The organism is Chitinophaga sp. H8, from assembly GCF_040567655.1.
GTDB lineage: Bacteria > Bacteroidota > Bacteroidia > Chitinophagales > Chitinophagaceae > Chitinophaga > Chitinophaga defluvii.
Genome location: NZ_JBEXAC010000001.1, coordinates 2,523,171 through 2,549,695, shown reverse-complemented (window position 1 = coordinate 2,549,695; position 26,525 = coordinate 2,523,171). Strand labels below are relative to the sequence as shown.

17 protein-coding genes are annotated in these 26,525 nt (G+C 42.8%); 12 read left to right on the top strand and 5 right to left on the bottom strand.

The genetic code is table 11. From position 1 onward, the window contains the following. Position 1 precedes the first annotated feature (1 nt). The 5 genes from ABR189_RS09570 to ABR189_RS09550 all read left to right on the top strand — a co-directional run bounded on the left by ABR189_RS09570 (position 2) and on the right by ABR189_RS09550 (position 9,070). Positions 2 to 1,468, top strand: coding sequence for a sulfatase family protein (locus ABR189_RS09570; RefSeq protein ID WP_354660252.1), 1,467 nt, complete (start codon positions 2 to 4; stop codon positions 1,466 to 1,468). Between the two features lie 34 nt (positions 1,469 to 1,502). Then, entirely contained in the window at positions 1,503 to 3,251 is a 1,749-nt protein-coding gene (locus tag ABR189_RS09565) for an SGNH/GDSL hydrolase family protein (protein WP_354660251.1), read from the top strand. A 34-nt stretch (positions 3,252 to 3,285) separates the two neighbouring features. Continuing rightward, positions 3,286 to 3,999, top strand: coding sequence for an SGNH/GDSL hydrolase family protein (locus ABR189_RS09560; RefSeq protein WP_354660250.1), 714 nt, complete (start codon positions 3,286 to 3,288; stop codon positions 3,997 to 3,999). A 67-nt stretch (positions 4,000 to 4,066) separates the two neighbouring features. Next, entirely contained in the window at positions 4,067 to 6,535 is a 2,469-nt protein-coding gene (locus ABR189_RS09555; protein ID WP_354660249.1) for a glycoside hydrolase family 95 protein, read from the top strand. Between the two features lie 174 nt (positions 6,536 to 6,709). Beyond that, the gene (locus tag ABR189_RS09550; RefSeq protein WP_354660248.1) at positions 6,710 to 9,070 is read left to right on the top strand and encodes a TonB-dependent siderophore receptor; all 2,361 of its coding nucleotides are present in this window, start codon (positions 6,710 to 6,712) and stop codon (positions 9,068 to 9,070) included. A 155-nt stretch (positions 9,071 to 9,225) separates the two neighbouring features. Here ABR189_RS09550 and ABR189_RS09545 read toward each other — a convergent pair whose 3' ends face one another. Then, positions 9,226 to 11,682, bottom strand: coding sequence for a mechanosensitive ion channel family protein (locus tag ABR189_RS09545; RefSeq protein WP_354660247.1), 2,457 nt, complete (start codon positions 11,680 to 11,682; stop codon positions 9,226 to 9,228). A 245-nt stretch (positions 11,683 to 11,927) separates the two neighbouring features. Here ABR189_RS09545 and ABR189_RS09540 point away from each other — a divergent pair, with 245 nt between their 5' ends. Then, on the top strand, positions 11,928 to 12,638 hold the full coding sequence (locus tag ABR189_RS09540) for a DNA alkylation repair protein (protein ID WP_354660246.1): 711 nt from the start codon (positions 11,928 to 11,930) through the stop codon (positions 12,636 to 12,638). Then, positions 12,635 to 13,528, top strand: a complete 894-nt coding sequence (locus ABR189_RS09535; protein WP_354660245.1) for an SPL family radical SAM protein — start codon at positions 12,635 to 12,637, stop codon at positions 13,526 to 13,528. The genes ABR189_RS09540 and ABR189_RS09535 overlap by 4 nt, the downstream gene beginning before the upstream one ends. Positions 13,529 to 13,571: 43 nt before the next feature. On the opposite strand, the gene ABR189_RS09530 is transcribed toward ABR189_RS09535, so the two are convergent. The 3 genes from ABR189_RS09530 to ABR189_RS09520 all read right to left on the bottom strand — a co-directional run bounded on the left by ABR189_RS09530 (position 13,572) and on the right by ABR189_RS09520 (position 16,421). Further along, positions 13,572 to 14,735 carry a serine hydrolase domain-containing protein gene (locus ABR189_RS09530; protein WP_354660244.1) on the bottom strand — a complete coding sequence of 388 codons (1,164 nt, stop codon included), beginning with the start codon at positions 14,733 to 14,735 and terminating at the stop codon, positions 13,572 to 13,574. 160 nt (positions 14,736 to 14,895) lie between these two features. Then, entirely contained in the window at positions 14,896 to 15,606 is a 711-nt protein-coding gene (locus tag ABR189_RS09525; RefSeq protein ID WP_354660243.1) for a LytR/AlgR family response regulator transcription factor, read from the bottom strand. After that, on the bottom strand, positions 15,606 to 16,421 hold the full coding sequence (locus ABR189_RS09520) for a sensor histidine kinase (protein ID WP_354660242.1): 816 nt from the start codon (positions 16,419 to 16,421) through the stop codon (positions 15,606 to 15,608). The genes ABR189_RS09525 and ABR189_RS09520 overlap by 1 nt, the downstream gene beginning before the upstream one ends. Positions 16,422 to 16,784: 363 nt before the next feature. Here ABR189_RS09520 and ABR189_RS09515 point away from each other — a divergent pair, with 363 nt between their 5' ends. After that, a complete protein-coding gene (locus tag ABR189_RS09515) occupies positions 16,785 to 19,031 on the top strand; it encodes a TonB-dependent receptor domain-containing protein (RefSeq protein ID WP_354660241.1) in 2,247 nt (748 codons plus the stop codon). Here ABR189_RS09515 and ABR189_RS09510 read toward each other — a convergent pair. Next, on the bottom strand, positions 19,028 to 20,446 hold the full coding sequence (locus tag ABR189_RS09510) for an MFS transporter (protein ID WP_354660240.1): 1,419 nt from the start codon (positions 20,444 to 20,446) through the stop codon (positions 19,028 to 19,030). The two genes, ABR189_RS09515 and ABR189_RS09510, sit on opposite strands and share 4 nt — an antisense overlap. A gap of 108 nt (positions 20,447 to 20,554) precedes the next feature. Here ABR189_RS09510 and ABR189_RS09505 point away from each other — a divergent pair, with 108 nt between their 5' ends. The 4 genes from ABR189_RS09505 (at position 20,555) to ABR189_RS09490 (ending at position 26,518) form a co-directional block, all read left to right on the top strand. Continuing rightward, positions 20,555 to 20,953, top strand: a complete 399-nt coding sequence (locus ABR189_RS09505) for a winged helix-turn-helix transcriptional regulator (RefSeq protein WP_354660239.1) — start codon at positions 20,555 to 20,557, stop codon at positions 20,951 to 20,953. Between the two features lie 136 nt (positions 20,954 to 21,089). Beyond that, complete coding sequence (locus ABR189_RS09500) at positions 21,090 to 21,668, top strand: RNA polymerase sigma factor (protein WP_354660238.1); 579 nt, start codon at positions 21,090 to 21,092, stop codon at positions 21,666 to 21,668. Between the two features lie 93 nt (positions 21,669 to 21,761). Further along, a complete protein-coding gene (locus ABR189_RS09495; protein WP_354660237.1) occupies positions 21,762 to 22,955 on the top strand; it encodes a FecR family protein in 1,194 nt (397 codons plus the stop codon). 257 nt (positions 22,956 to 23,212) lie between these two features. Continuing rightward, positions 23,213 to 26,518, top strand: a complete 3,306-nt coding sequence (locus ABR189_RS09490) for a TonB-dependent receptor (protein WP_354660236.1) — start codon at positions 23,213 to 23,215, stop codon at positions 26,516 to 26,518. Positions 26,519 to 26,525: the final 7 nt, after the last annotated feature.

The following is a 26,525-nucleotide window of genomic DNA, read 5'->3' as shown; positions in this document are numbered from 1 at the left end:
TATGAAGAAAACGTTTTTCGTTGCTATGCTTTTTGGAGTAGCTGTTGCGGGTAATAAAATAGGGCTGCAAGCGCAGACCCGTGTTGCTGATAAGCCAAATATTCTTTTCATATTAACCGATGATCAGACTTTTAATACTATTCATGCCCTGGGAAACAAGGAAATAGTAACCCCTAACATGGATAAGCTGGTAAAAGAAGGGACCACTTTTACCCAGGCGCATATCATGGGAGGATTAACAGGAGCCATATGCAGCCCTAGCAGGAATATGATCCTCACCAGCAGAAGCTTGTTCCGGTTGCATAAAGCAGGAGCATATATTCCGGCATCAGATACTACCTTCCCTGAATTATTCCGTGTTAATGGCTATACTACCTTTGAGACAGGAAAATGGCACCAGGATAAAGCGTCTTTTAAACGATCCTTTTCCACCGCGGAAAATATTTTTTTCGGCGGAATGTATCCACCTGATGCCGGTGGACAATACCGTCCTCACCTGCATCATTACGATAGTAGCGGGCAATATGATGAACCGTTTTGGGGAGATGATTTTTCTTCCGTTTATTTTGCAGATGCCGCCGTTGATTTTTTGAAAAGCCAGCAACACCAACAACAGCCTTTCCTGATGTATGTGGCTTTCACTTCACCGCATGATCCACGGACGGCTCCTACCTGGTATGGCCATAATTACCATACTGACGACATTTCATTACCGGCTAACTACTTACCTGTACACCCTTTCGATAATGGGGAATTGTATATAAGAGATGAAATGCTTTTACCTGTTCCAAGAACAAAAGAAACGGTAAAAAGAGAGATCGCAAAATATTATGCCATGATCAGTGAAGTAGATTATCAGATAGGCAGAATCCTGAACGAATTAAAACAAACTGGGAGAGATAAGAATACGGTGATCGTTTTTGCAGGCGATAATGGTTTGGCTGTGGGGCAACATGGGCTGCTGGGGAAACAAAACCCTTATGAATCTGCTATACGTGTACCATTGGTATTCGCAGGTCCGGGGATACCGAAAGACAAGCGGGTAAATGCATATGTTTATTTAAATGATATTTATCCCACTTTATGCGATATGACCCAGATACCTGTACCGGCAACTGTAGAAGGAATGTCTCTGAAAACAGCCTTTGATAAAGGATTTTTTAAAGGACGCGACCAGGTATTCTTTGCTTATTCAAACCTGCAACGTGCTGTTGTGAAAGAGGGTTTCAAACTCGCATGTTACAATGTGAATGGGCAACATCCGATACAACTTTTTGATCTTAATAAAGATCCGTGGGAAATGCATAACCTGGCAAATGAGCAACAATATCAAAATAAGGTAAAATCTATGACATCCCTGTTATCTGTATCGATGAAGCGGTTGGGTGATTTTTGTGATCTGGACAAAGCCGGATGGGGATATCCTGTAAAGATGACATCTATGGAGGTCACAAATGTACTGCCGTAATAGTATAAACCACCTGTGCTCAAATAAAGTATAAATGAAGAAACAATGTTGTCTTTTTGTGCTGATAACCATGCTGTCAGTACAAGTAGCTCTTTGCCAGCAAATCACGTCATATAAATGGTGGAATCCGGTGGAGAGTAGTTTTCCGGTGATCCAGGGGCAGGCATGGCCGAAAGAGGTGGCGCAATTTTATGATCGCTTACCAGCGAGGGCACAAGAAAAGGTGAGCCCGTCTGTATGGTATCAATCTCAGGAATCCACCGGTTTAATGATCAGGTTTTATTCCCGGTCACCGGAGATACGTGTGCGTTACACTGTATCACGTGAGCTAAGCAAGGCGCATATGCCGGATACAGGCATGAGCGGCCTTGATTTGTATGCCATGAATAGAAGCGGACAATGGGAATGGAGTTCTGGTAAATGCAATTTTGGTGATACTATCGAGTACCAGTATTCCTCATTGAAACATGATTTTTTTCGGGAGTATCATCTGTACCTGCCGCACCACAACCAGGTAAAATGGCTGGAGATCGGTGTGCCGGAAAATGCACAGCTAACACCCTTACCGGTAAGCCAGGATAAGCCAATCGTTGTTTATGGTACCTCTATTACCCAGGGCCTAGCTGCTCCAAGGTCAGGTCTGACCTGGACCGCTATTTTGGAACGCAGACTTCAAACACCGGTGATCAATCTTGGGTTTGCAGGATCTGGTAGACTGGATGAATCCGTGATGAATCTGATGGGAGAGCTGGACGCTAAAATTTATGTGTTGGATTATTTTCCTAACCTGTTGGGTCAGGAAGAGGCAATCAAAACCAGTCTCATCGCCGCCGTGAAAATATTGCGGCAAAAACGCCCTGGAGTGCCGGTATTGATCGTAGCGCATGCTGTTTCATTGAATAGAGCCCGGCAGGGGCAATACCTAAAGACCAATGAAGCATTCCAGGAAGCTTTTGAACAATTGAAAGCATCCGGGGTGAAAAATATTTTCTATTTATCCGCAGATTCCATTGGAATAAAGGAGGAGAACCTGGCCATAGATGGGGTACATCCGAAGGTAAGCGGAATGGAATTGTATGGAGCAGCTTATGAAAAAGTGATCCGCCGGATCTTACGTGAACCGGCAGGGAAATATACAACAACGCAACCGTGCAGGCAGTTTAGAGATAGGAGCTATAACTGGAATGAACGCCACGAGAATTTACTCCGGGCAAATAAGGAGAATCCACCGGAGATCATATTATTAGGCAATTCTATTGTTCAGCACTGGGGCGGAAAACTGGATAAGACCATTCACCGCGGAGAGAATTCCTGGGAAAAATATTTCGTTCCCCTGGGCGTACATAATTTTGGCTTCGGAGGTGATTGCATTGAAAACATACTATGGCGTGTTTATCATGGTGAGCTGGAAGGCTACCATGCAAAACAGGTGGTTATCATGGCCGGTACCAATAATATCGGCATCAATTCGGACGAAGAGATTATTGCAGGTCTAAAGTTATTGCTTCAAGGGGTGAAGGAAAGGCAACCTTCAGCCAGGTTGCTGATGGTGGGTATATTACCACGACGTGGAAAAGAGGAAAGGGTGGCGGATCTTGATAAGCAAATCAACGAGCTATGTGTTAATGAAAACATTCCTTATATAAATCCGGGCAAACTTCTATTGGATACTTCAGGAAAAATTCAGGAATCACTTTTTGCAGATGGATTGCATCCTGGTGCGGAAGGGTATCAAATTCTGACAAAGGCAGTACTGCCCCATTTGCTGACTATCGGGAAATAACTGATAAAAAATGTAACTGTTCAAATAATCTATAATGAGAAAACTATTTCTTTCTATTTTTCTTCCTATTCTCCTGTGTTTAATAGGAGAGAGGGGGATGGGACAAGCTGATCCGGATACTTACCTGGCCGATATTAAAGCGGAGCTGAATAGAAAATGGCCCGACAATCGCACAGTCAATTTAGTGTTTCACGGGCACTCTGTTCCGGCAGGATATGCGAACACGCCGTATGTACACAGGCCGCAGGCGTATCCGTTTCTTACGTTTATTAAATTACAAAGACATTATCCTTATTCGGTTGCCAATGCTATCACCACCGCTATTGGTGGGGAAAATTCAATACAAGGTGAAAAGCGCTTTAAAAGCGAGGTCTTACCACATAAGCCTGACGTACTTTTTATTGACTATGCATTGAATGACAGAAGAATCGGCCTGGAAAAAACAAAAGAGGCAACTGAAAAGATGATAAGAATGGCATTGAGAAAACATATCAAAGTAATATTGATCACCCCCTCTCCTGACTTGAAGGTAGACATCACTGCGGTTGGCAATATATTGGAACAATATACCAACCAGTTGATTGTACTGGCAGAGAAATATCATATTGGGTTGGTAAACAGCTATACAGCATTTGCAGACCTTGCGAAATCAGGTAAAGATCTGCATAGCTATATGGCGCAATATAATCATCCTAATGAGAAAGGACATGAAGTTATTGCCAACGAAATCATGAAATGGTTTGAATAATATACCGGGATAATCCTGGTTACAGCGGATTATGATAAACTTATTTATTCAGCACAATTGTTTACGGATGAAAATAAATTTACTGTTTTTAACGGTGCTATTTCTCCTGCCTCTTAGCAGTTTTTCGCAACAGCAATCAGTGCCAGTATATAATGACTATACCCTTTGGTATCGTCAGCCTGCTGAAAACTGGAACGAAGCACTTCCCATCGGCAACGGACGTTTAGGAGCGATGGTTTTTGGTAATCCAGGGGAAGCCAATATTCAGTTAAATGAAGAAACGGTTTGGTCAGGGGGACCGAATAATAACATAAAGCCCGACATGCGGAACGTCATACCCGTTATCCGTAAGTTGCTTTTCGAAAAGAAATACAAGGAAGCACAGGACCTGACCAATAAGATGGTACAAGGTAACTCCAATAATGGCATGGCTTACCAGCCGGTGGGAGATCTTTTAGTCAATTTCCCAGGTCATGAAAAATTTCATGACTATACAAGAGCATTGGATATTTCTAAAGCGGTGGCTTCGGTAAGGTATAAGGTAAGAGATGTTGGATTCAAAAGAGAAATATTTTCTTCTTTCCCCGACCAGGTTATCGTTATGCGCCTTACTGCGGACAAGCCGGGTATGATCACCTGTCAACTCAGGATGAACAGCCCTCAAAAACACCAGGTCAATACCACAAAGAAAAATGAATTAGTGCTTTCAGGTGTTTCCGGTGACCTTGAAGGGCAGGCCGGGAAAGTAAAATTCAGTGCACAGGTCAGGGTTAAAACATCGGGTGGTAAAAATACAGTAACGGATAGCAGCGTTGTCATAAAGGAGGCGGATACTGCTACAATTTATATATCCATAGCCACTAACTTCAGAAGTTATAATGATCTGACGGGTAACGAAATGCGGCAGGCAGCGGAATATTTAAATGGAGCCTGGAATAAAAGGTATGACCATCTGCTCAATGATCACATCGCGGCTTATCAGAAATATTATGACCGTGTACGTATTGATCTTGGTGTAACAGACTCTGTGAAGAATCCAATAGATATGAGGATCCGTGACTTTAAAAAAGGAGACGATCCGCAATTGGCCGCTTTATATTTCCAGTTTGGCAGGTACTTGCTGATAAGCAGTTCACAGCCGGGAGGACAACCGCCTACTTTGCAAGGGATATGGAATGATAAGGTGCGTCCGCCATGGGATAGTAAATACACCATCAACATAAATACAGAAATGAATTATTGGCCGGCAGAAGTGACCAATCTTTCAGAACTGATAGAACCGCTTACACGCATGGTACAGGACCTGTCTGTTACCGGTAGGGAGAGCGCGCAAAAAATGTATGGGGCAAGAGGATGGATGCTGCATCATAATACAGATCTTTGGCGGATCACAGGCGTTGTGGATGGCGGCTTTCCCGGCATGTGGGCATCAGGTGGAGCATGGCTGTGCCAGCCACTTTGGCAACATTATCTCTTTACTGGTAATAAAAAATATTTGCAAAAAATATATCCATTTATAAAAGAAGCCGCCACTTATTTTGTTGATCAACTTCAGGAAGAACCGGAACATCATTGGTTGGTAGTAAGCCCCTCTAATTCTCCGGAACATGCTTATCAAAAAGGGGTTTCTGTTACAGCTGGTGCAACAATGGATAACCAGATTGTATTTGACCTTTTTTCAGAAGTAATCAAAGCCTCCCGTATTTTGGGCAGGGATAAATTGTTTGCCGATACCCTGCAACAAATGCGGTCCCGGTTACCTCCTATGCAGATTGGCCAGTACGGCCAGTTACAGGAATGGATAAAAGATTGGGACGATTCTACCGATCATCACAGGCATGTTTCGCACTTGTATGGGTTATATCCAAGTGATCAGATATCTCCCTTCAGAACACCAGAGTTGTTTGAAGCCGCAAAAAAATCGCTGTTGTATCGGGGGGATGAATCTACCGGCTGGTCTATGGCATGGAAAATAAACCTTTGGGCACGACTGTTAGATGGTAATCATGTATTGAAGCTTATCGGGGATCAGTTAAAACCCACTATCGATGAGCATGGGCGCCGGCGTGGAGGTACTTATCCGAATATGTTCGACGCACATCCTCCATTTCAGATAGACGGTAATTTTGGTTATACTGCGGGGGTGGCGGAAATGCTGTTACAAAGCCATGATGGTTTTTTATTTATGCTGCCCGCGCTACCCGACAGATGGCTAAATGGCAGCGTGGAAGGATTATTGGCAAGGGGTGGATTTAAAGTAGATGTAACCTGGCGAGACGGGAAGCTTCACAAACTGACGATCTATTCAGCGCTGGGTGGAAATTGCAGGATCCGGGTCTATAATAAACTAAAAGGAGCAAATGGGCTATTCAAAACCGCACAGGGAAAGAATCCTAACCCATTTTATGAAGTGCCCGATATTAAAACGCCGTTAATAGCTGATAAGGTACACCTGGAAAAAGTAACACTGCAGGAAAGTTACTTTTACGATTTTGATACAAAACCAGGGGAGCAGTATACTTTTGAGGGCTTGTAAAATAACAAAGGCCACTCATTGAGTGGCCTTTGTTATTTTATGCGGAGGTGCTCATGACCTGATAAACTCCTGTGAACCCTATCCTGCTAAAAACATTCCTGATTGCGTAAATCAAATTCCTGATTGCGGAACCTACGCCATGCAATATGTTAGAGTTTTGCAAAAAATTTCCGCATGAAATACATCTTTATACTTTTAGCAGGCCTTTTGTTACCACTGCTTTCCTGGGCTGTGAATATAGAAGAGCCGGACGGCTTTGGTATTGTAAAAGGCACCGTTGTTACTACCGATAATCAGCCTGCGGCGCAGGTGTCTGTTCAGTTGGGCGATAATGGCAGGCGTGCTGTAACAAACGAGCGGGGTGAGTTTGTAATCCGGAAGGTAAAGCCTGGCAATTACACCATACAGGTCATGCTGCTGGGACATGAGCCAATCCGGCAACAGATCACCGTGGAGGCTAATGAAACAGTAACACTGACTTTTCAGTTGAAAGCCAACGACAAGGAGTTGAAGGAAGTGATTATAACCGGCAACCAGAATCGCTTTGCCAATAAGGAGAGCGGCTATGTAGCCCGCCTGCCTATCAAGAACCTGGAGAACCCACAGGTGTACAACGTGATCTCAAAAGAGCTGATGCAGGAACAAATGACGGTGGATTACAAGGCTGCCCTGCGTAATATTCCTGGTGGGGCCGTAAGCGTGGGCGGTGTCAACAACGGCATTACCTACCAGATCCTTCGTGGATTCTGGGTTACGAGCCAGATCCGTAACGGCATGGCCGCACTGCAATCCGGTGGTATAGACCCCGTGAATGTGGAGCGGGTGGAAGTGCTGAAGGGGCCTTCTGGTACCTTATTCGGCTCCAGCCTTATTTCCTTTGGCGGATTCTCTAACCTTGTTACTAAAAAGCCGTTTGATGCGGTAAAAGGGGAGATCACCTATACTACTGGCCAATGGGGACTGAACAGGCTTACTGCCGATATCAATACCCCGCTGAACAGCGATCACTCTTTGCTGATGCGTGTAAACGCCGCCGCACACACGGAGCATAGCTTTCAATCCTATGGTGGAAGCCGTAATATAGCACTGGCACCAAGTTTCAGCTATAAAGTGAACGACCGCCTTACCCTGAACCTCGATGCAGAACTGTATCGTGTGCAACGTAGCACTATGCCTGCCTATTCATTTACCGGCACTACTTTCAAGAATATTAAAGACATGCCACTGGATTATTTCCAGTCTATCAACAGCAGCGACCCATTGCTCAATCAGGGTAATGTGAATGTGTATGCACAGGCAACATATAAAATATCTTCCAGTTGGACTTCTTCTACTCAATTTGCTTCCGGGGCAGCTACCTTCACCAACAGCAATTACCTCTGGCCCACCAAGTGGTTCAATGATTCCATGATCGTGCGCAGCTTTGCTGCAGAACGGGGAAGCGTAAACAGGGCTATCCAGTTCCAGCAAAACTTTACCGGTGACTTCCGCATCTTTAATCTGCGCAACAGGATGGTAGCAGGAGTAGAGGTACATACTACCAATAATAAAGGGTTGGACTATGGTACGCTGCTGTATGATACTATTAACATCCAACATACTATTAAACCGATGTCTCTGGAGCGGATCAATAGTATTGTGGCAGGTGTTGGTTCTCCAAATCAAACGGTTACCAGGCAAAACCGTTACAGCGCGTATGTTTCCGACATGCTGAATCTCACCGATCAGCTGATGGTAATGCTTAGCCTTCGTGCAGACCGGTTTGAGAACAAAGGTACGTCCACCAATGGAAAACCTGTACCGGAAGGCAGTACCTATGGACAAACATCCTTGTCGCCCAAACTTGGGATAGTATACCAGCCTTTAAAAGATAAAGTGGCTGTATTCGCAAATTATATGAATGGCTTTCAGAACATGGCACCTATCAAACAGCCAGACCAGGCCACGCTTATCCTCAAACCACAATATGGTAACCAGCTGGAAGTGGGTACCAAACTGGACATTATCCGCCATAAGCTCACCGGCACCCTTTCCTACTATTATATTAAACTCAATAATGCAGTAAGAAACGATCCGGACAGGCAGGGATTTTCTGTACAGGACGGCACACAGGTATCTAAAGGATTTGAGGCGGATATTGTGGCTAATCCTTTGCCAGGGCTTAATATTGTAGCCGGTTACGGGTATAATAATTTCGAGTATACGAAAGCTAATAAAAATGTGGAAGGCACCAGTAACGGACTTCCTCAGCATGTAGGCAATGGCTGGGTGAGTTACCGGTTCTCTGGAAATGCACTGAATGGTTTGGGATTAGGTTTCGGGGGTAACTATATGAGTGAGTTGTATCCCAACAATGAAGCGGGTGGGCTCACCAAACCAGCTTACACCCGGCTTGATGCCACCGTATTTTATGAGCAGGCTCAGTTCCGCATCGGACTGAAAGTAAATAATCTGGCTAATGAGCGGTATTGGGGTATCAATAATGATCCTCAACCGCCCCGTCATATTAACGGGAGTTTAGCGTATAAGTTTTAAACGCACCAGGAGCCGGTTGGGTGCCTGTTATTGGCAAATAAAAAAGACCCACAGAGTGAGTCTTTTTTATTTGCCAATAACTTATAATCGGGTGCTTAATCCGTTTGCAAAATTAAATTGATGATACAATAGTTTCGATAAAACAAGCAGGATACTTAATCGTTGTTTTGCTGCTCTTCTTTTTTTTCCTGTATAACACGTATGTCCTGTTGGGGAAACGGAATCACAATACCAGCTTCTTTAAAATCGTTGTTGATGCGTATTATGAGATCGCTGGTCAGGTTTGCTGCCAGACTAAAATGCTTCACCCAACATATAATTTCAAAGCTTACAGCGCTATCTCCAAAGTTTTTGGCGGTAACAAAAGGCTCGGGGAAGGTTAAAATCCGGTTATCATCCTGAAGCAGGGAAAGGAGCCGTGATCTTACTTTTTCCAGATCGCTGCCGTAAGCTACCCCTACATTCACATGTACCCGTTTGGTGTTTTTAGCCATCGACCAGTTCACCAGATGTTGGCTAAGCAGATCTCCATTGGGAATTACCAGGCAGGCGCCTTCGGTCAATGCAATCGTACTGCTGCGAAACCCGATGGTTTTAACTGTACCTGCCTGTCCGCTAACCTCAACAAAATCACCTACATTTACTGGTTTTTCAAAGGCGATGATCAAACCACTTACCAGGTTATTGACCAGCCCCTGCAAACCGAGCCCTACGCCAACACCAAGTGCACCCAATACGATAGTCAACCGGTCTAACGGAATGCCTGATGCAGCAAACGCCAGGAATAGACCGCCACAAATAATAAAAATCCGGATCAACAACAACCAGCTACCTACTTTTAGCCGTCCTTTGTTCCCGTGCTGTATGGAGAGGGTACCTGGTTCATAAGTAAAGAAGCTGATCAAACGCGATAGCAACAAAGAACACCCGGCTACTATCATAAATATAAAAATTCCATAGATCGTAAACGTATAGTCGCCCACTGATCGCTCCTGGTTAAGAAAGGCATTGAAAGGAACAGTTACCTGTCTGAATCCGTAAAAATTACGGGCTACAAGGATGAACCAGGCAACGATCAAAAGCACATATAATAAAAGCGGTGCCCTTGCACCTACTTTATTAAAGTTAATGTAGAGTAGTTGTCGCTCCGGGTGTTGGAAGATCATGGAAACCAGCTTCAAACCATCATTGATCAACCGGATGGTCCATAAAAACAGGATGGCGATGACCACACCTGTAAAGCCTGTAATCATCATTGTTTTGGAAAGATTGTAACGGCCGGCCAGGTTAAGTATAGTGGCAACTGTTTCACATACAACCATAAATCCGATAAATAGCAGGATACGTTTTTCCTGCAGTTCCAAACGCCTTTTTCCTGCAAATTGCCATATTCCGTACAAAATACCTGAAAGCGAAATTCCCAACATGATCCAGCGTTCCGTACGGGAAGCCTGTAACAGCAGGTTATCCAGACAAGCAATGGCAAATAGGAATACTATTGCCGCCCAGAACCGCATCCAATAAGGCGAAATGTAACCATAGAAGACTACCCCCAGGCAAATGGAAGAAACCAGCCATAGAGAGAAACTGAAAGCAAATGGGGCATCAATAAAAATAAACTGGCAGCAGGATACTATCAGTAGAACGGCCGTAGCCCAGGGCCTTCTGATTACCAGTTGTTGTTCGAGGTCAGGCTCCGTCATATCCTGTTGGTTCAACCGCTTTTTAAGTGTCTGCAGAAAAACAACTGATAACAGTATCAATATAAACAGGATGATGACCAGGCTTATGTTATTATTAAGGTAGAACTTCAGTGCCAACCATTCTTTGGCCGCGGAAAAATCAACAATTTCCTTAAATGGCCTGGAATATAATACAGGTCCTACGATTCCAGGGACCTCCTGTTTAAAAGCGCTGGCAGCAGTTTGTTCCCGCTCCAATTGTATTTCCTCATAGGCGCTTCTTAATTCGTAGGCCAACCGGTCTACTTCCATCTGCAGTTCCTGTGTACTCAGCAACGCCCGGTCAACAGCTGAATCTGCCGGACTGATCTCTTTTTGAAGACTGGCCAGTTTTTTTACATACCGCATGATAGCCACAGAATCTGAGGGAAAGGTAACCAGAGCAGGGTCGGCCTCCAGTGAGTCTATTTTGTTCCGAAAGGAAAAGAGAATAGCCGTGTGCTTTCCTACCACCTCCTGCTGTTCTGCAATTTCATGAAGTAATTGTCCAAGAATAACTGAGGATATTGTAAGGTTGCGTTGTGTCTGAAAAGAGCCTTTGTTGGTGATGATACCATCCTTAACCACTTCAGCAGAGCGTCGGATCACAGCAAGTGCTTCCTTTACCTGGTTACTATCGATGCCCCCTTTGAGGTAGATCCTTGCATGTTGTGCTTCTTTAAGAAGCGCTCCCAACTGCTGGTATTGCCGGGCTAAAATCTGTCCTTCTTTATACCTGTCTGCACTTATCCTGGCTTCTTCCTTCCCGAATTGCCGGATGCGCGTCACAAAAGGGGAAGTACTGCCGGTGCTATCCTGCGCGTGCAAAGAGGATATATATAATAACAGCAACCAGGTTAATATCGTTCGGGTATTTTTAAGCGTCGGCATGCGCAAAAGATAGATTTTTTTCGAGATTAGTCTGTGTGGTTTGTTCATACTGATCGTGCCTGACATAATATATTCCATCCCATCGCTTCAGTCTTGCAGGGATCGCCTATTATGTAATCCATTATGGTGGCCCGGGTAATTGATGATATTATTGGTGTAATTTACGTTAAACAAATCAGAAGAATCTTATTATTGTAAAGTTTTATATACCGTAATTGTGTGAATATAATAATCCGGGACGTACTATGGAAAGTATCAGTAGCAAAGCAACCATCAGGCATATCATAACGGAAGCCCAAGCCGTTTGGGACCAACAGGGCGCAGCTGCTTTTGTCACTATGCTGCATGATGCGCTGTTTAAAAAGAAAGTCAGGTTTCCGCTATTAGAGTATGCTGCAAAGGAAATAGCTGCTGCCATCCCGGAGGTAGCGCAGATAGCTGTTACAGACCGGATTATCGAATTGCGGGAGATGGGTGGTCAGGTAGTAGCTGGAATGATCCTCCAGCTGCGTTTACCACGGCATTTTAAGCAGTCTGTGGATAAAGCCTGCGACTATATCCGGTTTGGTAATGAGTGGTATGTATGCGATATCATCGGAGAGCGGGTGTTAGGATATGCCTTGCTTACCCAACCGGATAAAACTATTCCACTGCTGAAGAAGCTGGCCGTACATGAAGATAAATGGATCGTTAGGACAATAGGGGTGGCTACACATTACGCAGTTAAAAAAGGACTGGATCCGGTTTTTGTTGAGCCAGTATTCGGGATATTGTTGTCGTTGGCGGGTACAACAGATTTTCATACAAAAAAGGGGATAGGGTGGGGAGCTAAAACGGTAGCCAGGTTTCATCCGGATATTATTGCCCGGTATGCTCCTGATATAGCATCGGCGGTAACCAGGCCATGGTTCCGGACAAAAGTTAGCATAGGTCTTAACCGCAACAGGAAAAAATGATACGCACTATCATCGCTAAGTCCATACTTAATAAGACAAAACGCCGGGATCCCTGGTTCCTGGACGACTATACGGTCAATCCCTATAGTAGCTGCTCCTTTAACTGCCTGTATTGTTATATCAGGGGGAGTAAATACGGGATTAATATGGAAGAAAAACTAAGCGTTAAAAGCAATGCGGTAGAACTATTGGAACAGCAATTATCCCTCCGTGCCCGCAAAAAACAATACGGTATTATTGTGCTGTCCTCCGTTACAGATCCCTACCTGCAGATTGAAAAGAAGACACAACTTACCAGGCGGCTTCTGGAAGTGATCTTACGTCATCGCTTTCCGGTACATATCATCACCAAATCGGATTTAGTCAGCAGGGACTTCGATCTCCTCGAAGCCATCGACAGGGAGGCAATACTTCCGGAGGATCTAAGTAATAAGCTGTCCCATAAGGCCTTGATAACCTTTTCTTTTACCACTTTGGATGATCCGGTAGCTCATATTTTTGAACCCGGCGCTACGCCTCCTTCCATGCGCCTGGAAGCTTTAACGCAAACCATCCAGGCCGGTCTTTTCAGCGGTGTAAGCCTGATGCCTTTGTTGCCTTTTATAACAGATACGGCGGCGCAACTGGAGCATATGTTCCAGACATTTGAAGCAATTGGTATCAACTATATATTTCCTGCTACCTTAACATTATATGGCTCGGAGCCTTCCGATAGCAAGACGCTTGTGCTCAGAGCGGTAGAAAAACACTATCCCCATTTGCTGGAAAAATATCACCGGTTTTTCGCTGATGGAACTCAAATGCCTTTATATTACCGGCAGGCTTTTACCCAAAAGATGGAAACATTATGCCAGCAATATCAGCTGCGCAATAATATCCTGGCCCCATAAAAGAACAGGGTACTATTGGCAGGCAAATAGACGCTTGTTTATCCTATTTTAACTGTTCCAGTAATTTCATTGTAATGGCCTCCACCGGGATATGCTGATTGACCGCAACTGCCACGAAGGCTTTTGTAGCCACATCATACACTAATAAGGCCCGGTAATCTTCTGTACCCCCGTTGTGCCCGATCCAGTAATTGTCCGTTTGATTAATTTCGTTGAAATCAGAAAGGATAATGCCCCTGCCATAATACATTCCTTTCTCAAACATGGGGTATAAATCATTGAGCCTGTCTTTTGTAAGAGCAAGATCACTGATTTGACCCGTTAGCAGGGAATATAACAGCATCACCATATCCTTTGCATTACTGATAATATTCCCGGCCCCCAGCGGAGTAGAAAAATCTTCCGCGATAGTATTGCTGTTTATATGTCCCAGGGCAAGATTGGCAGGATGTTCATCGGGAGCTAATACCCTCAGGGAAGTAAGATGCAACGGAGCGGAGATCCTTTGCTGCACTATCTGTGCAAAAGCCTTTCCTTCAATTTTTTCAGCGATCAATGCCAACAACAGGTAACCGGTATTGCTGTATGACCAGTATTCGCCGGGCCTGAACAAATTTTTGTTGGCCTTAATCAGATCAAATAGTTCTGTCGGCGCATAATAACGTTTGCTGTAATGAAAGGTGGAATCCGTATTAAAGCTATAAAGACCGCTGGTATGTTTCAGCAACTGATCTATAGTAATATCCTTTGCATGCTGAAATTGAGGATACCAGTCAGACAGTTTACTATCATAACTTAATTTACGTTCCTGTATCAATATTGCAATGATAGTAGCCGTAATGAGCTTGTTCACACTTGCCCAATAAAATAAAGTAGCAGGATCCACTTTTTTTTGTTCAGGTTTTGAAGTAAATCCGGTATCTATTTGCCACAGACCTTTCCCTTCAATAAGCATTGCTGCCGTAATCCCTGGCATGTCGGTGATGGAAAAGACTTTACTTACCTGCTTGTCCAACTGGTCTTTAAGCGGGCCTGAAATAGGGGTGTTTAAATTATAATTATCATTTGGATCAGGTAGCATACCAAAAGCTGGCGGTACATGCTTTTTGCCACCTTTATAACGGACCTGACTATAAGTATTATTCTTATTACAGCTAACGAAAAGAAAGATAAGCAGGACGCAACAGCAGATATTTGATCCTTTCATTTTATGCTCTTTTATAAAATTAAATGTATACGAAAGCACTCAAATCGCAATTCGCAATCTGCTGTTAGTTATCAAGTGGCTGTATTTTATGAGGATCCCCCTTCTTGAGAAAGAAATTCGATAAACGGAAAATCCAATTGAGTAAATAACAGGAGCGGATCTATTTTACCCTTGAGAAAAAATGTTCTTTATAACTGCTACTGATAGGGATGCTATGATCGTTAATAAATAACAACCGTCTGTCAATCAGTTTAATATGCACCAATGATACAATGTAAGAACGATGCACCCTGCAAAACAAATCATCGGGTATCAGGTTGATGATCTCTTTTAAGCTCATATAGATGATGATTTGTTGCGCCTTTGTATAAATAGATATATAGTTGTTCAGGCCTTTTATAAACAGTATATCTGAAAACCTGATCTGATGAAATTTATTTTTGGCATCCCCCTTTAGCAATATGTAATCGGGTTGTGCTGGTATGTTGGATGCCGGAGTTGCTAACTTTAATAACCGGAACTTATCTATTGCTTTCTGGAACCGTTCGAATGCAATTGGCTTCAACAGATAGTCTACCACATCCAGATCAAATCCCTGTAAAGCATATTCCGGGTATGCGGTGGTTAAAATTACTTTACATTTGTTACCACATAACTTCAGAAATTGAATGCCATTTAAATCCGGCATCTGAATATCCAGAAATACCAGATCTACTAAACCTTCATCTACCATTTTTAAAACGTCAAATACATCTGTAGTTGCTTTAACCAAATGGAGGTCAGGGGTTTTACTAATATAAGTTGCAATGATGCCAGTGGCAAATAACTGATCATCCAACGCTACGCAACGATATAAAGTTAAGCCTGACATTATTGTAGATTGATGGTTAATTTAATCTTAAAAAGAGGACTGTCATTGTTGATGAGCAATGTGTGTTTATCCGGATACAGAATTTCAAGCCTTCGTTGCACGTTTGCTAAACCTATTCCACTCACTTCATCCTTCAATTGTTGATTGATATAGTTGCTCACTTCAAAGATAAGCTGTTGCGAGGAAGCTACCAGGCGAATCTCAATGGGTGTTGAAGCTACATTGGTTATGCCATGTTTGATGGCATTTTCAATAAAGGGCACTAAAACCAATGGGGGGAACACGATTTGATCTGTATTGCCTTCTATGGAAAAATGATGGTAAAAGGCTGGTTCGAACTGGATGGCATGCAGTTTAATATAATCTTCTATAAATTGTATTTCCTCACTCAGCGGCATCAGGCTTTTTTTATTTTGCGTAAGTGTATAACGCATGGTGTTAGACAATTTCAAAATAGCCAGTGATAGCTTGTCCGATATAGGTAGTGCTATCGCATACATGTAGTTTAATGTGTTATATAGAAAATGCGGATTAAGCTGGGATTTCAGAAAGTTTAGTTCTGCCTGCTGAAGGTGATCTCTCAGTTGCTTGTTTTTTTGTTCCACGTCAAAAGCTTTAGCAACGAGGTAAGCAATCATGCCGATAAAAATGCCGGGGAATGAGAAGTAGAAGTTGTCGTATACAAAAAAATAAGGATTAAGATTGGGGCTGGGAGGGAACCCAAGAAATCGGACAAACAATACTTCTTCTAAATAGTATCGGATTGTAACAGACAGCAGCACCAGGAGGGTAATGCTTACAATTAGGTGAATCACCTTGTTTTTTTTCCAGTACCTGGGAAATATATAGAACAGGCACAATAATATTTTACCCAACAATAATAACTGAGAAGAAGTGATTAGTATGATACCTTCAAATGAAGATTTTGAAAATATGATGGCCCCTGTCAGCAGATACAAGGTGGATATTAACCAAAAGAATAAAACTATACCCAAAAGGGTTCTATTTGTCATCGCCAAATCTAATAATTTAAAGATTAGCCAATAGTAAATTTATGTAAATGGGTGATTCTATTATGTGAGTGAGCAGCTATGTCTGTTCACATAATTATCCGGCACGCTCACGTAACAAAGTAGGTACACTTCACCAAATCTAAGACTTTTGGGAAAAAGTCAGTTATGGCATTCAGCAATCTCCGCTATGGATATATTTTCACTTTACTGATGGTATTAAGCCTGCCCCGATTGTTAGCACAAAATAATATAAAGGATAGTACCGGATACAAAAGCCCAGATAAGGCGGCAGATTCATTGCCTGAAAATAAAGTAGTGTCGGAAATAAAGCAGTTAAAAACCCTGGAAGTGAAAAGTAAGGTCCCACTGGTGCAGAATAAAGCAGACCGCTTAATTTATAATGCGGAGCAAGATATTACTATTACCGGAGGAAATGCCGCAGATGTGCTCCGTAAGGTGCCGTTATTATCAGTAGATCTGTTTGGTAATGTATCGCTGAAGGGAAGTACACATATCCGGATTTTAGTGGATGGAAAACCATCCGTAGCCATGAGTAATGATATGGCGGATGCACTAAGGATGATTCCTGCGGATCAGATAAAAAGCGTGGAAGTGATTACCAGCCCATCTTCTAAATATGATGCTGAAGGCAGTGTTGGTATTATTAATATTGTCACCAAAAAGAATAATGTGAAGGGTGTTAATGGATCTGCTGCTGGTGGGATAGGTACCCGGCAGAATAACTTTAACGGAAATATAAATGCCCGGAAAGGCAAATTAGGTATGGCTGCTAATCTGGGTAATTCCTGGAGTTGGCCTGTAGCCACTTTGATAACATTTGAACAAAAACTGCTTACTGGAGCACCCATCGTTTCCCAAAACAATGAAAGCCGTAACAAACGTAATAGTTGGAGAGGCAATGTTGCATTGGACTATAGCATTGATACCAATAATACCATTCTTTCCAATTTCAGTTTAAACCGGCTGGCAGTTCATACAGATAATGAATTGGATAATGTTTATAGCGGTATCAGTAAAGTGAGCAGCAGTAATAATAACAAACAACGATTTGGTGGCTTTGACTGGAGTGCGGATTATATCCGGAAGTTTAAAAAAAAGGGGAAAGAACTGACCTTCTCCGGGCAATATTCGAAGAATAGGAATAATACGGATTATACATCAGCTTACGGCCTGGCTGGTTTCAGACCCAATGAAAATGGGTATAACAAAGGTATAAACGATGAAATTACTTTTCAGGCGGATTATACCCAGCCTGTTAAGAAGGCTGTATGGGAGCTGGGTGCTAAATTCATTTTCAGGAACATTTTATCAGCAGTAGTAACTGATACCATGACCCAAGCAGGGACTTATGTAAATGTAAGCGAGCGGAGTTATGATTTTCATTATAAACAAAATGTAGGTGCTGCCTATACTACTATTTTCATCCCATTGGGAAAGAAGCTGGAGGCTAAAGGGGGAGTCAGGTATGAATATACATTGCTATCAGGAAGTCCTGTGAGGACATATACAGGGTTTGCCAACAGGTACAATCAGTTGCTTCCAAGTGTAGTACTTTCATACAAAATAACAGAAAATTCAGATTTTAAGATTAGCTATAATCAGCGGCTTCAACGCCCCAGCCTGTATTTCTTGAATCCTTTCCGCAGTGAGGCTGACCTGGTGAATCAATTAGAGGGGAATCCGGAGTTAAAACCTGAGCTTACGCATAATATTGAGTTAGGAAGCAATGTAACAATTAAAAGCAGCATGCTGAACTTTTCAGTTTATTATCGCCGTACTACGGATGTGATTGAACCAATTTATAAAAATATCATAAAAGAAGGGAAGCCGGTTGTTTTACAAAGTTTTGCAAATATTGGCAGCGTAGCATCGTTTGGGACAAACATTTTTGCAGCTGTCAGCTTGTTTGAAGTATTAACGCTCCGGGGTAACTTTGATCTTTATATTTATGGTATTCACCCAAGGGATGCATATAGGGAGTTTACCGGGCAGGCAAATAAGGTCTTTCTTAACTACAAGACTTTTGTAAGTGCGACTGTAAACCTGAAAAGCGGATGGATAGTTGAATCATTTGTTTTTTTTGATGCACCTGAAAGAACTTATCAGGGGTATTATTCTGCATTTAATATGTGGAATATCGGCGTGAAAAAAGAAATCCTGGAAAAGAAAGGCACAATAAGTCTGACCATGGTGGATCCATTCACCGACGTTAAAAATCTGGGATCCTATGCGGCTACTTCAAAATATGAGCAGACCGGGAATTTTGCATTACCATTCAGATCATTTGGGATAGGGTTCACATGGAAATTCGGCAAAAGCAATACCAATCGTGAAAACCATAGCCCGGGGATCCACAATGATGATCAGAAGACAGGAGGAGAAAAGTTTTAGCCTGCCAGCAGCACTGTTTGCCGGTTGTCTTCAGGAAGTTTGTAGAGGAAAAAACTGACGAGTACCAGGAAGAGGATGTTTACCCAAGTAGCTGCCTGGTATGCTCCGAGATAGGCAGATGTCCCGCTTTCATTGTCCAGGACGCTAAAGAATATACCTCCTGTGATACCCACACCTAATGCAACAGCTGTTTGCTGAAAGGTAGAAAAGGTACCGGATGCAGCTCCGGCAAATTGCATGGGGATGCTTTTCATTGCCATTGTAAGGAGGGAAGGTAATACTGAACCACATCCCATGCCATAAAAAAATAAAGTAAACAGTAATGCAGTACGGGAGACGGTGATGGCGCTAAAGACATATATGTGCAATAATAGTGAAGTTATCATGATGAGTACCCCTGCCTGTAATACGCGTTTACCGTACTTTTTTACCAGGGAAATTGATAGTACGGAGGCTACTACATAGCCTACTCCCTGGAATACGAAAAGGATCCCTGCATCAGAAGAACTATGCCCTAATCCGGTTTGCAGAAAGATGGCATTGATCAGAAAGTAGGAGTCCTGTACCATGAAATAAAACAGTACCGCACATAAGCCGATGTTAAAATCTTTATAACTGAAGAGTTGTATATTAATCAAGGGATTACCACCTCTGCCCAGTTTACGTTGCTGGTCAAACACAAAAATGAAAAGCAGGGCAATAGCTCCCAATATAGACGCCAGGCTCCATAATGGCCAGCCCAGTTCACGGCCACGGATAAGCGGATATATCAGGCCTATTAATGCAAGTGTCAGTAGCGCTACCCCGGAATAATCGAATTGGCCGGTTCCTGTTACAGGGGTATCCTGCAGATACCTGGCGGCTAGTATTACTGAAATGAATCCTATAGGCAGGTTTATCAGGAATAACAGGCGCCATCCTTCAATCGCACCATGGATGTCCGGGAGAATGCCTCCCAGGAATTGACCGATTACAGAAGCAGCACCTGCAATGCTGCCGTAAATGCCCAGCGCTTTTATACGGTCTTTGTGATCGGGAAATAATACATGCACATAAGCAATGCCCTGCGGAATCATGAATGCCGCGCTCACGCCCTGCACAAAGCGGGCAGTGTTTAGTTGCCAGGCTGTTTGTGAAATACCACAAAGGAAAGAAGTAAGTGTGAAGAGCAACATGGCCATGATAAAAACACGTTTCTTACCGTAAAAATCACCCAGGCGGCCGCCGGTAATAAGAAAAGCAGCATAGCCCAGCAGATACAGGGCTATGACCAGTTGTATATCTGATTCAGAGCCCTGGATGCCTTTCCGGATAGAGGGGATGGCCACATTCACAATGAAAATATCAATGACCGCTAAAAAAACGGAAGAGGATACAATGACTAATGAAAACCATTTCAAGCGCTGACTGTTCATAATAGACCTGTTGTAATTGCTTTATAAATCAATTCGTTAACTTTATGCCGCACCAAAGGTGAGTGCATCAAATCATTAATACAAGTAGTATAAAGAATAATACCAGGTATGAAAGAGAATACTATCAATGATTCACAAGCAGATATGCAGACAGATAAAAGTGAATGGCTGGAGGAAAATAACTGTCCGATGACAAACGCGCTGAAGATCATTGGCGGAAAATGGAAATTACTGCTGTTGAATAGCATCAGCAAAGAATGTCCTGCCCGTTTCGGAGAGCTGAGAAAGAAGATGCAGGACATCACTCATGCAACGTTGACTTTACAATTAAGGGAACTGGAAAGGGATGGCATTATAGAAAGAAAAGCATACGCAGAAGCTCCGCCCAAAGTGGAATACAAATTAACCACATTGGGGCAGACACTGATACCAATTATCCGGGCATTGTGTGATTGGGGAGAGGCTTATAAAAGCCATCAGCAAAAAGCAGGTGCCTGTACCGTCTAAGTATTGTATATGATGATGCTGCGCTTTCTGTTGAAAGCCTGTTGTACACCGCTTATAGCCTTTAAATAAGTTAGAAGGAATTATGATTTTATAATTATATTTAAAGGTATATTGGTTTTAAATGTTGCCAGCTAGCTTGTACACAGAAAGAGAGTTAGTCGAAAAAGTTGCCGGAGGAAATGAAGCTGCATATAAAGAATTATTCACACGTTACTGGGATCAGATTTATTCCACGGCGTTAATGTTTACCAAATCTCCGGAAATGTCGGAAGATATGGCACAGGAAGTATTTGCCAGGATTTGGATAAAACGCGAAAAATTAAAAGAAGTTGTCCGGTTTGACGCCTTCCTTTTTATCACTGCCCGTAACCTGATTTTTGACCAGTTAAGGCAAAAAGTATTTACCTATGAGTACGGCCTGTACCTGACTGAGTATTTTAAAGACCCCGCCCTTTCTCCTTGTGATAGTATTGAGTTAAAAGAAATGGAAAGAATTATCCGGCAGGGAATTCATCTTTTAACGCCACAACAACAAACAGCCTTTTGCCTCAGCCGGTTTCAGGGGTTAAAGCATGAAGAAATTGCTATACAAATGGGAATATCAAAAGAAAGCGTTAAGAGCCATATTGTTAGGGCAATATCCAGTCTTCGGAAATACCTGAATGACCATAGTGATCCGCTGGCTATTTTGGTCTGGATAATGCTCATGAAATAATTTTTTCTTTTGGCTGCTCCCTGTTTGCTGCCATTTACGTCTTTATAAATAAGCAAACTGGTATTATCAGGTGCGTGTATAAAATCAAAGCGTATGGCATTGAATTTTGAGTCCTTATTGGAAAAATTCTTGAAAGACGAGCTAACGGAAGAGGAGTTGAAAGTGTTTTTGGAAAACGGGAATACTCCTGTTAACCAGGACATACTGTATCGTGTTTTAGGAGAAAAATTGCACCAGCAGGCTTACCAGGGACTATCAATGCCTGATAATACAACAAGATCATTTCAGCAAATGCTGGAAAAAGCTGAAACCCTGGAAAGTCCTCCGGCAGTGATCATACCTATGTTCCGAAAAAATACCTATTTAAAATATATACGTATCGCTGCAGTGTTGGTGCTGGCAATAAGTGTAACAGCATACCTGTTTAACAGCAGGACTGCATCAGTTACGCAGCAGCAGAGCATGGCTGATTTAAACGCTGATAAGATCCCGGGAGGGAATAAAGCGATATTAACACTATCCAATGGCGCAAAGATTATATTGGATAGTGCGGCTAATGGTGTATTGGCCCGGCAGGGAAATACCAACATCATCAAACTGACAAATGGACAATTAGCTTATCAACCTAAAGGGAGCAACACTGCAGGTGAGATCTTATATAATACTATGACTACACCACGGGGAGGCCAATATAAATTAGCCTTGCCCGATGGTACCCTGGTATGGCTGAATGCCGCTTCTTCCATACATTACCCAACTATGTTTTCAGGCAAGGCAAGGGAAGTGGAAATTACCGGGGAAGCTTATTTTGAAGTAATGCATGATACAAAGATGCCTTTCTGTGTAAGGGCAAATGGAGCCGTTGTAAATGTATTGGGCACACATTTTAATGTAAATGCCTATGGAGATGAATCCTCAACAAAAATTACGTTGCTGGCAGGCGCAGTAAAGGTAGGTAAAGGATTGGCTAATACTTTGTTAAGTCCCGGTCAGCAAGCTCAGATTACCGGTAATAGCGAAATTAAGCTAAGTAATGATGTAGATGTGGAGGAGGTGGTAGCATGGAAAAACGGTCTGTTCTGGTTCAATGGGGTAGACCTGCCAGGTATCATGCGGCAATTATCCCGGTGGTATGATATTGATGTCGCATACGAAGGGGATATTCCCCCACGTCATTTTACCGGACATGTTTTCAGGTATTTGAATTTATCCGAAGTGTTAAAAATACTGGAATTAAGCCATGTTCATTTCAGAATAGAAGGGAAGAAACTGATAGTAACGCCTTAATGGTCAACCAAAATAGCAGTATTCCGGAAAAGTAGAAACAGTTTATCCGTTTTAGCTAAACAAAAACCGGGAAGTGTTCGCGGCACCTCCCGGCTAAAAGTTTAGGCCAGTCTTATTTACATAAGGCTGATGGAATCGCATTATTTATTCTTTCACCTAAACAGCACAAAGTTATGTTTTTAAAAGTTTTCTGTACCCAAAGATTCCTCACCGCTGTTTGCAGATGGCGCTGTGTAAACAGTAAATCAGTGCAGTTTATGAAAATAATCAGCATTTTATTACTAGGCAGCTGCTTGCAGGTAAGTGCCAAGGTATATCCCCAGAAAATAACCCTTTCTGAAAAGAAGGCTCCGCTGGAAAAAATCTTCCGGGAGATCAGGCTGCAAAGTGGTTACCTGTTTTTTTATGATCCGGATGTCATTAAAAAAACGGTGCCTATTGACATTCATGTGAAGAAGGCAGCACTGGAAGAGGTATTGGATATCTGCTTTAAAAACCAGGCCCTGGAATATACGATCAGCAACAAGATTATTATTGTTAATCCAAAGGTGGTGAAGCATGGAAGCATGATCCCTTCCCTGCCACCACCGGTAGATATAAAGGGCAGGGTAACGGATGCAGCGGGCAATCCTTTGCCGGGAGCTACGATCAAGTTAAAAGGAAAAGACCTGGGTGTATCAGCAGATGTTAATGGAAATTTTAGCCTTCAGCTTCCCGATAATAATGGGGTTTTGATCGTTTCTTACATAGGTTTTCAAACAAAGGAAGTCTCTGTGAATACCACGGGATTTCTGGCTGTGGTTTTAGTGCGAGAAGAAACAAAAATAGGAGATATCGTGGTAATTGGCTATGGTACCAAAAAGCGAAGTGACCTAACCGGTTCATTAGCATATGTTTCCAGCAAGGATTTTGAAAACCAGCCTGTTACCCGGTTAGATCAGGCCTTACAGGGAAGAGTAGCAGGCATACAGGTACTCAGCAATTCGGGCTCACCGGGCGGAGATGTCAGAATCCGTATCAGGGGTGCCAATTCCTTAACAGGAGATAACAGCCCTTTATATGTAGTAGATGGTTTTGTGGGGGCAGATTTTAATAATATCAATACAGAAGACATTGCCTCAATTGTGGTATTAAAAGATGCATCTTCTACCGCTATTTATGGAAGCAGGGGCGCCAACGGTGTGATTATTATCACTACTAAAGCCGGCCGGGCAGGTAAGATGCAGATTAACTTTATGACCAGGTTCAGTACCTCAAAAGTGATAGACTATTATAAGACCATGAATGCTGCTGACTTTGCTGAGGTGGTGAATGCCAGGGACCTGGCACTTAATCCTCCGGGAAAGCCTTATACGCCAAGATTTACGGATGCGCAGATTCAGGCTTTCCGCGAAAAAGGAGGAACCAACTGGCAGGATGAGATTTTCAGGTCTGGTATAGGAAAAGAGTATCAGCTTGGTTTTTCCGGAGGCTCTGATAAAACGACCTACCTGATTAATGGTAATTACCTGAGCCAGGACGGTATTATCCGTAATTCTGATTTTAAGCGGTATGCGATCCGTGCCAATATTGCTTCGCAGATCACGGACAAGTTTTCTTTACGGTTTAATTTTACAGGCACACGAAGGGAAAACCATAATACCAGTGGCACAGGAGCAAGAGGTAGCTCCCTGGGACAGGCACTGGCCTGGGCGCCTACTACCCCGGTATATAATGCTGCCGGGCAGTACACGATTAAAGACCCTACCAGCTCTATCTTTGAAAACCCGGTAGCTATCAATGAGCAATCAGATAACAGGAATGAAAGAACGAATGTAAACCTGATAGGAGGGGTGCGCTACGAGTTTATGCCGGAGCTGTCTCTGGATATTCAGGCAGGTATTAATTATACGAATGATCAGTATAAAGGATTTGCTGGCCCGGCTATCTCTGGCAATAAACCAACCGCTTCCCGCAATTCAGGCGAAAATATCCTTTTGCAGAATACCAACAATCTAACCTACAAAAAAGTGTTTAATAACGATCATAGCCTGGAGGTGACCGGGGTATTTGAAACGCAACAATTTCAAGGAACAGGTTTTAATGTAAGCGTAAGTGGGCTTACTTACCCCGATCAATCCTATAATAACATTGCACTCTCCGCATCTTCGCAGGTAAGTTCAGGTTATAGTAAATGGAGTTTGTTATCATTACTGGGAAGAGCCAATTATGCTTTTAAAGACAAATACTTTTTATCTGCTTCGGTACGCCGGGATGGTTCCTCCAAATTTCAGGGAAAGAACAAGTATAGTATATTCCCATCGGCAGCCATCGCCTGGAAACTATCTGAAGAACCGTTTCTGAAGAATATGCCCCTGTTTCAGCAACTTAAATTAAGAGGTAGCTGGGGGCTTACGGGCAACCAGGGTATTAATCCATACGGTACACTTTCGGCCTACACCTCCAATCTGGATGAGGCGGGGACTGTATTTAACGGAGCATCAGGAGCCATTGTGGCAGGTATTGCGTTGGGAAATCCGGGCAATCCCAACCTGAAATGGGAAACAACAGCGCAACTGAATGCCGGTTTGGATGCCACCTTTTTACAAGGTGCAATATCATTTACGGCAGATTATTTTATAAAAAAAACACGGGACCTGCTATTGAACCAACCCGTACCAGGATACCTGGGCGGAAATTCTGTACTCTCCAACGTGGGTAATATGGAAAATAGAGGATGGGAATTTTCACTGGGTATAGATGCATTTACGCAAAGAAATTTCAATTGGAGCAGTGCATTTAATATTTCATTCATCAACAATAAACTAATCAGTCTGGGAGAAAACCGTAAGGAGATTCTGGTTAATCAGTTTATATTAAGACCAGGTGAGCCTATCGGGTCCTTTTACGGTTACAAATATTTAGGTACTTATAAACCCAAAGATGTGGAAGAGGCTGCAAAGTATAACGTTAAACCAGGAGATGCCCGTTATGAAGACAGCAATCAGGACGGTGTAATCAACAATAAGGATTACCAGATAATTGGACGTGCATTACCTAAAACAGCATTAGGATGGAATAATACATTTACTTACAAACAGTTTGCATTAAACATTTTCATACAAGGGTTGTTTGGGCTGGATAAGCTCAATTATTCCTATGCTTTTGGCATGCTGGGAAGTACCGATGCCAAGGAGATTATTTTCTCAGATATTAAGAACAGATATATTCCGGGAGTAAATGAAACATCAGATATTCCTGCTTTTAGCTCGGCGCAGGGCAATACCTATTCTCAAAGTTCCCGTTTCATAGAGAAAGCTGATTTCGTACGGTTAAAGAATGTGAGTTTATCATATGATGTAAAGAAGGCCGCTTTGTGGAATCTGGCATCGTTAAGAATATTTATCAGTGCTGCCAATCTGCTAACGTTTACAAAATATAAGGGTATTGATCCGGAAGTCAACTCCAACAGGGCAGAGGGATTGAATTGGAGCGGATATGTGTCGGATACGGAACAGGGAGTTGACCAGGGGGCTTATCCTAACTCAAAAACATATACGGTAGGACTTAACCTGACATTTTAAATCTAAA

Coding starts and splice junctions, on each gene's coding strand:
- ABR189_RS09570 (WP_354660252.1), top strand. CDS start 2: ATGAAGAAAACGTTTTTCGTTGCTATGCTTTTTGGAGTAGCTGTTGCG.
- ABR189_RS09555 (WP_354660249.1), top strand. CDS start 4,067: ATGAAAATAAATTTACTGTTTTTAACGGTGCTATTTCTCCTGCCTCTT.
- ABR189_RS09545 (WP_354660247.1), bottom strand. CDS start 11,682: ATGCCGACGCTTAAAAATACCCGAACGATATTAACCTGGTTGCTGTTA.
- ABR189_RS09495 (WP_354660237.1), top strand. CDS start 21,762: ATGGCATTGAATTTTGAGTCCTTATTGGAAAAATTCTTGAAAGACGAG.
- ABR189_RS09540 (WP_354660246.1), top strand. CDS start 11,928: ATGGAAAGTATCAGTAGCAAAGCAACCATCAGGCATATCATAACGGAA.
- ABR189_RS09505 (WP_354660239.1), top strand. CDS start 20,555: ATGAAAGAGAATACTATCAATGATTCACAAGCAGATATGCAGACAGAT.
- ABR189_RS09565 (WP_354660251.1), top strand. CDS start 1,503: ATGAAGAAACAATGTTGTCTTTTTGTGCTGATAACCATGCTGTCAGTA.
- ABR189_RS09490 (WP_354660236.1), top strand. CDS start 23,213: ATGAAAATAATCAGCATTTTATTACTAGGCAGCTGCTTGCAGGTAAGT.
- ABR189_RS09560 (WP_354660250.1), top strand. CDS start 3,286: ATGAGAAAACTATTTCTTTCTATTTTTCTTCCTATTCTCCTGTGTTTA.
- ABR189_RS09530 (WP_354660244.1), bottom strand. CDS start 14,735: ATGAAAGGATCAAATATCTGCTGTTGCGTCCTGCTTATCTTTCTTTTC.
- ABR189_RS09525 (WP_354660243.1), bottom strand. CDS start 15,606: ATGTCAGGCTTAACTTTATATCGTTGCGTAGCGTTGGATGATCAGTTA.
- ABR189_RS09550 (WP_354660248.1), top strand. CDS start 6,710: ATGAAATACATCTTTATACTTTTAGCAGGCCTTTTGTTACCACTGCTT.
- ABR189_RS09510 (WP_354660240.1), bottom strand. CDS start 20,446: ATGAACAGTCAGCGCTTGAAATGGTTTTCATTAGTCATTGTATCCTCT.
- ABR189_RS09515 (WP_354660241.1), top strand. CDS start 16,785: ATGGCATTCAGCAATCTCCGCTATGGATATATTTTCACTTTACTGATG.
- ABR189_RS09535 (WP_354660245.1), top strand. CDS start 12,635: ATGATACGCACTATCATCGCTAAGTCCATACTTAATAAGACAAAACGC.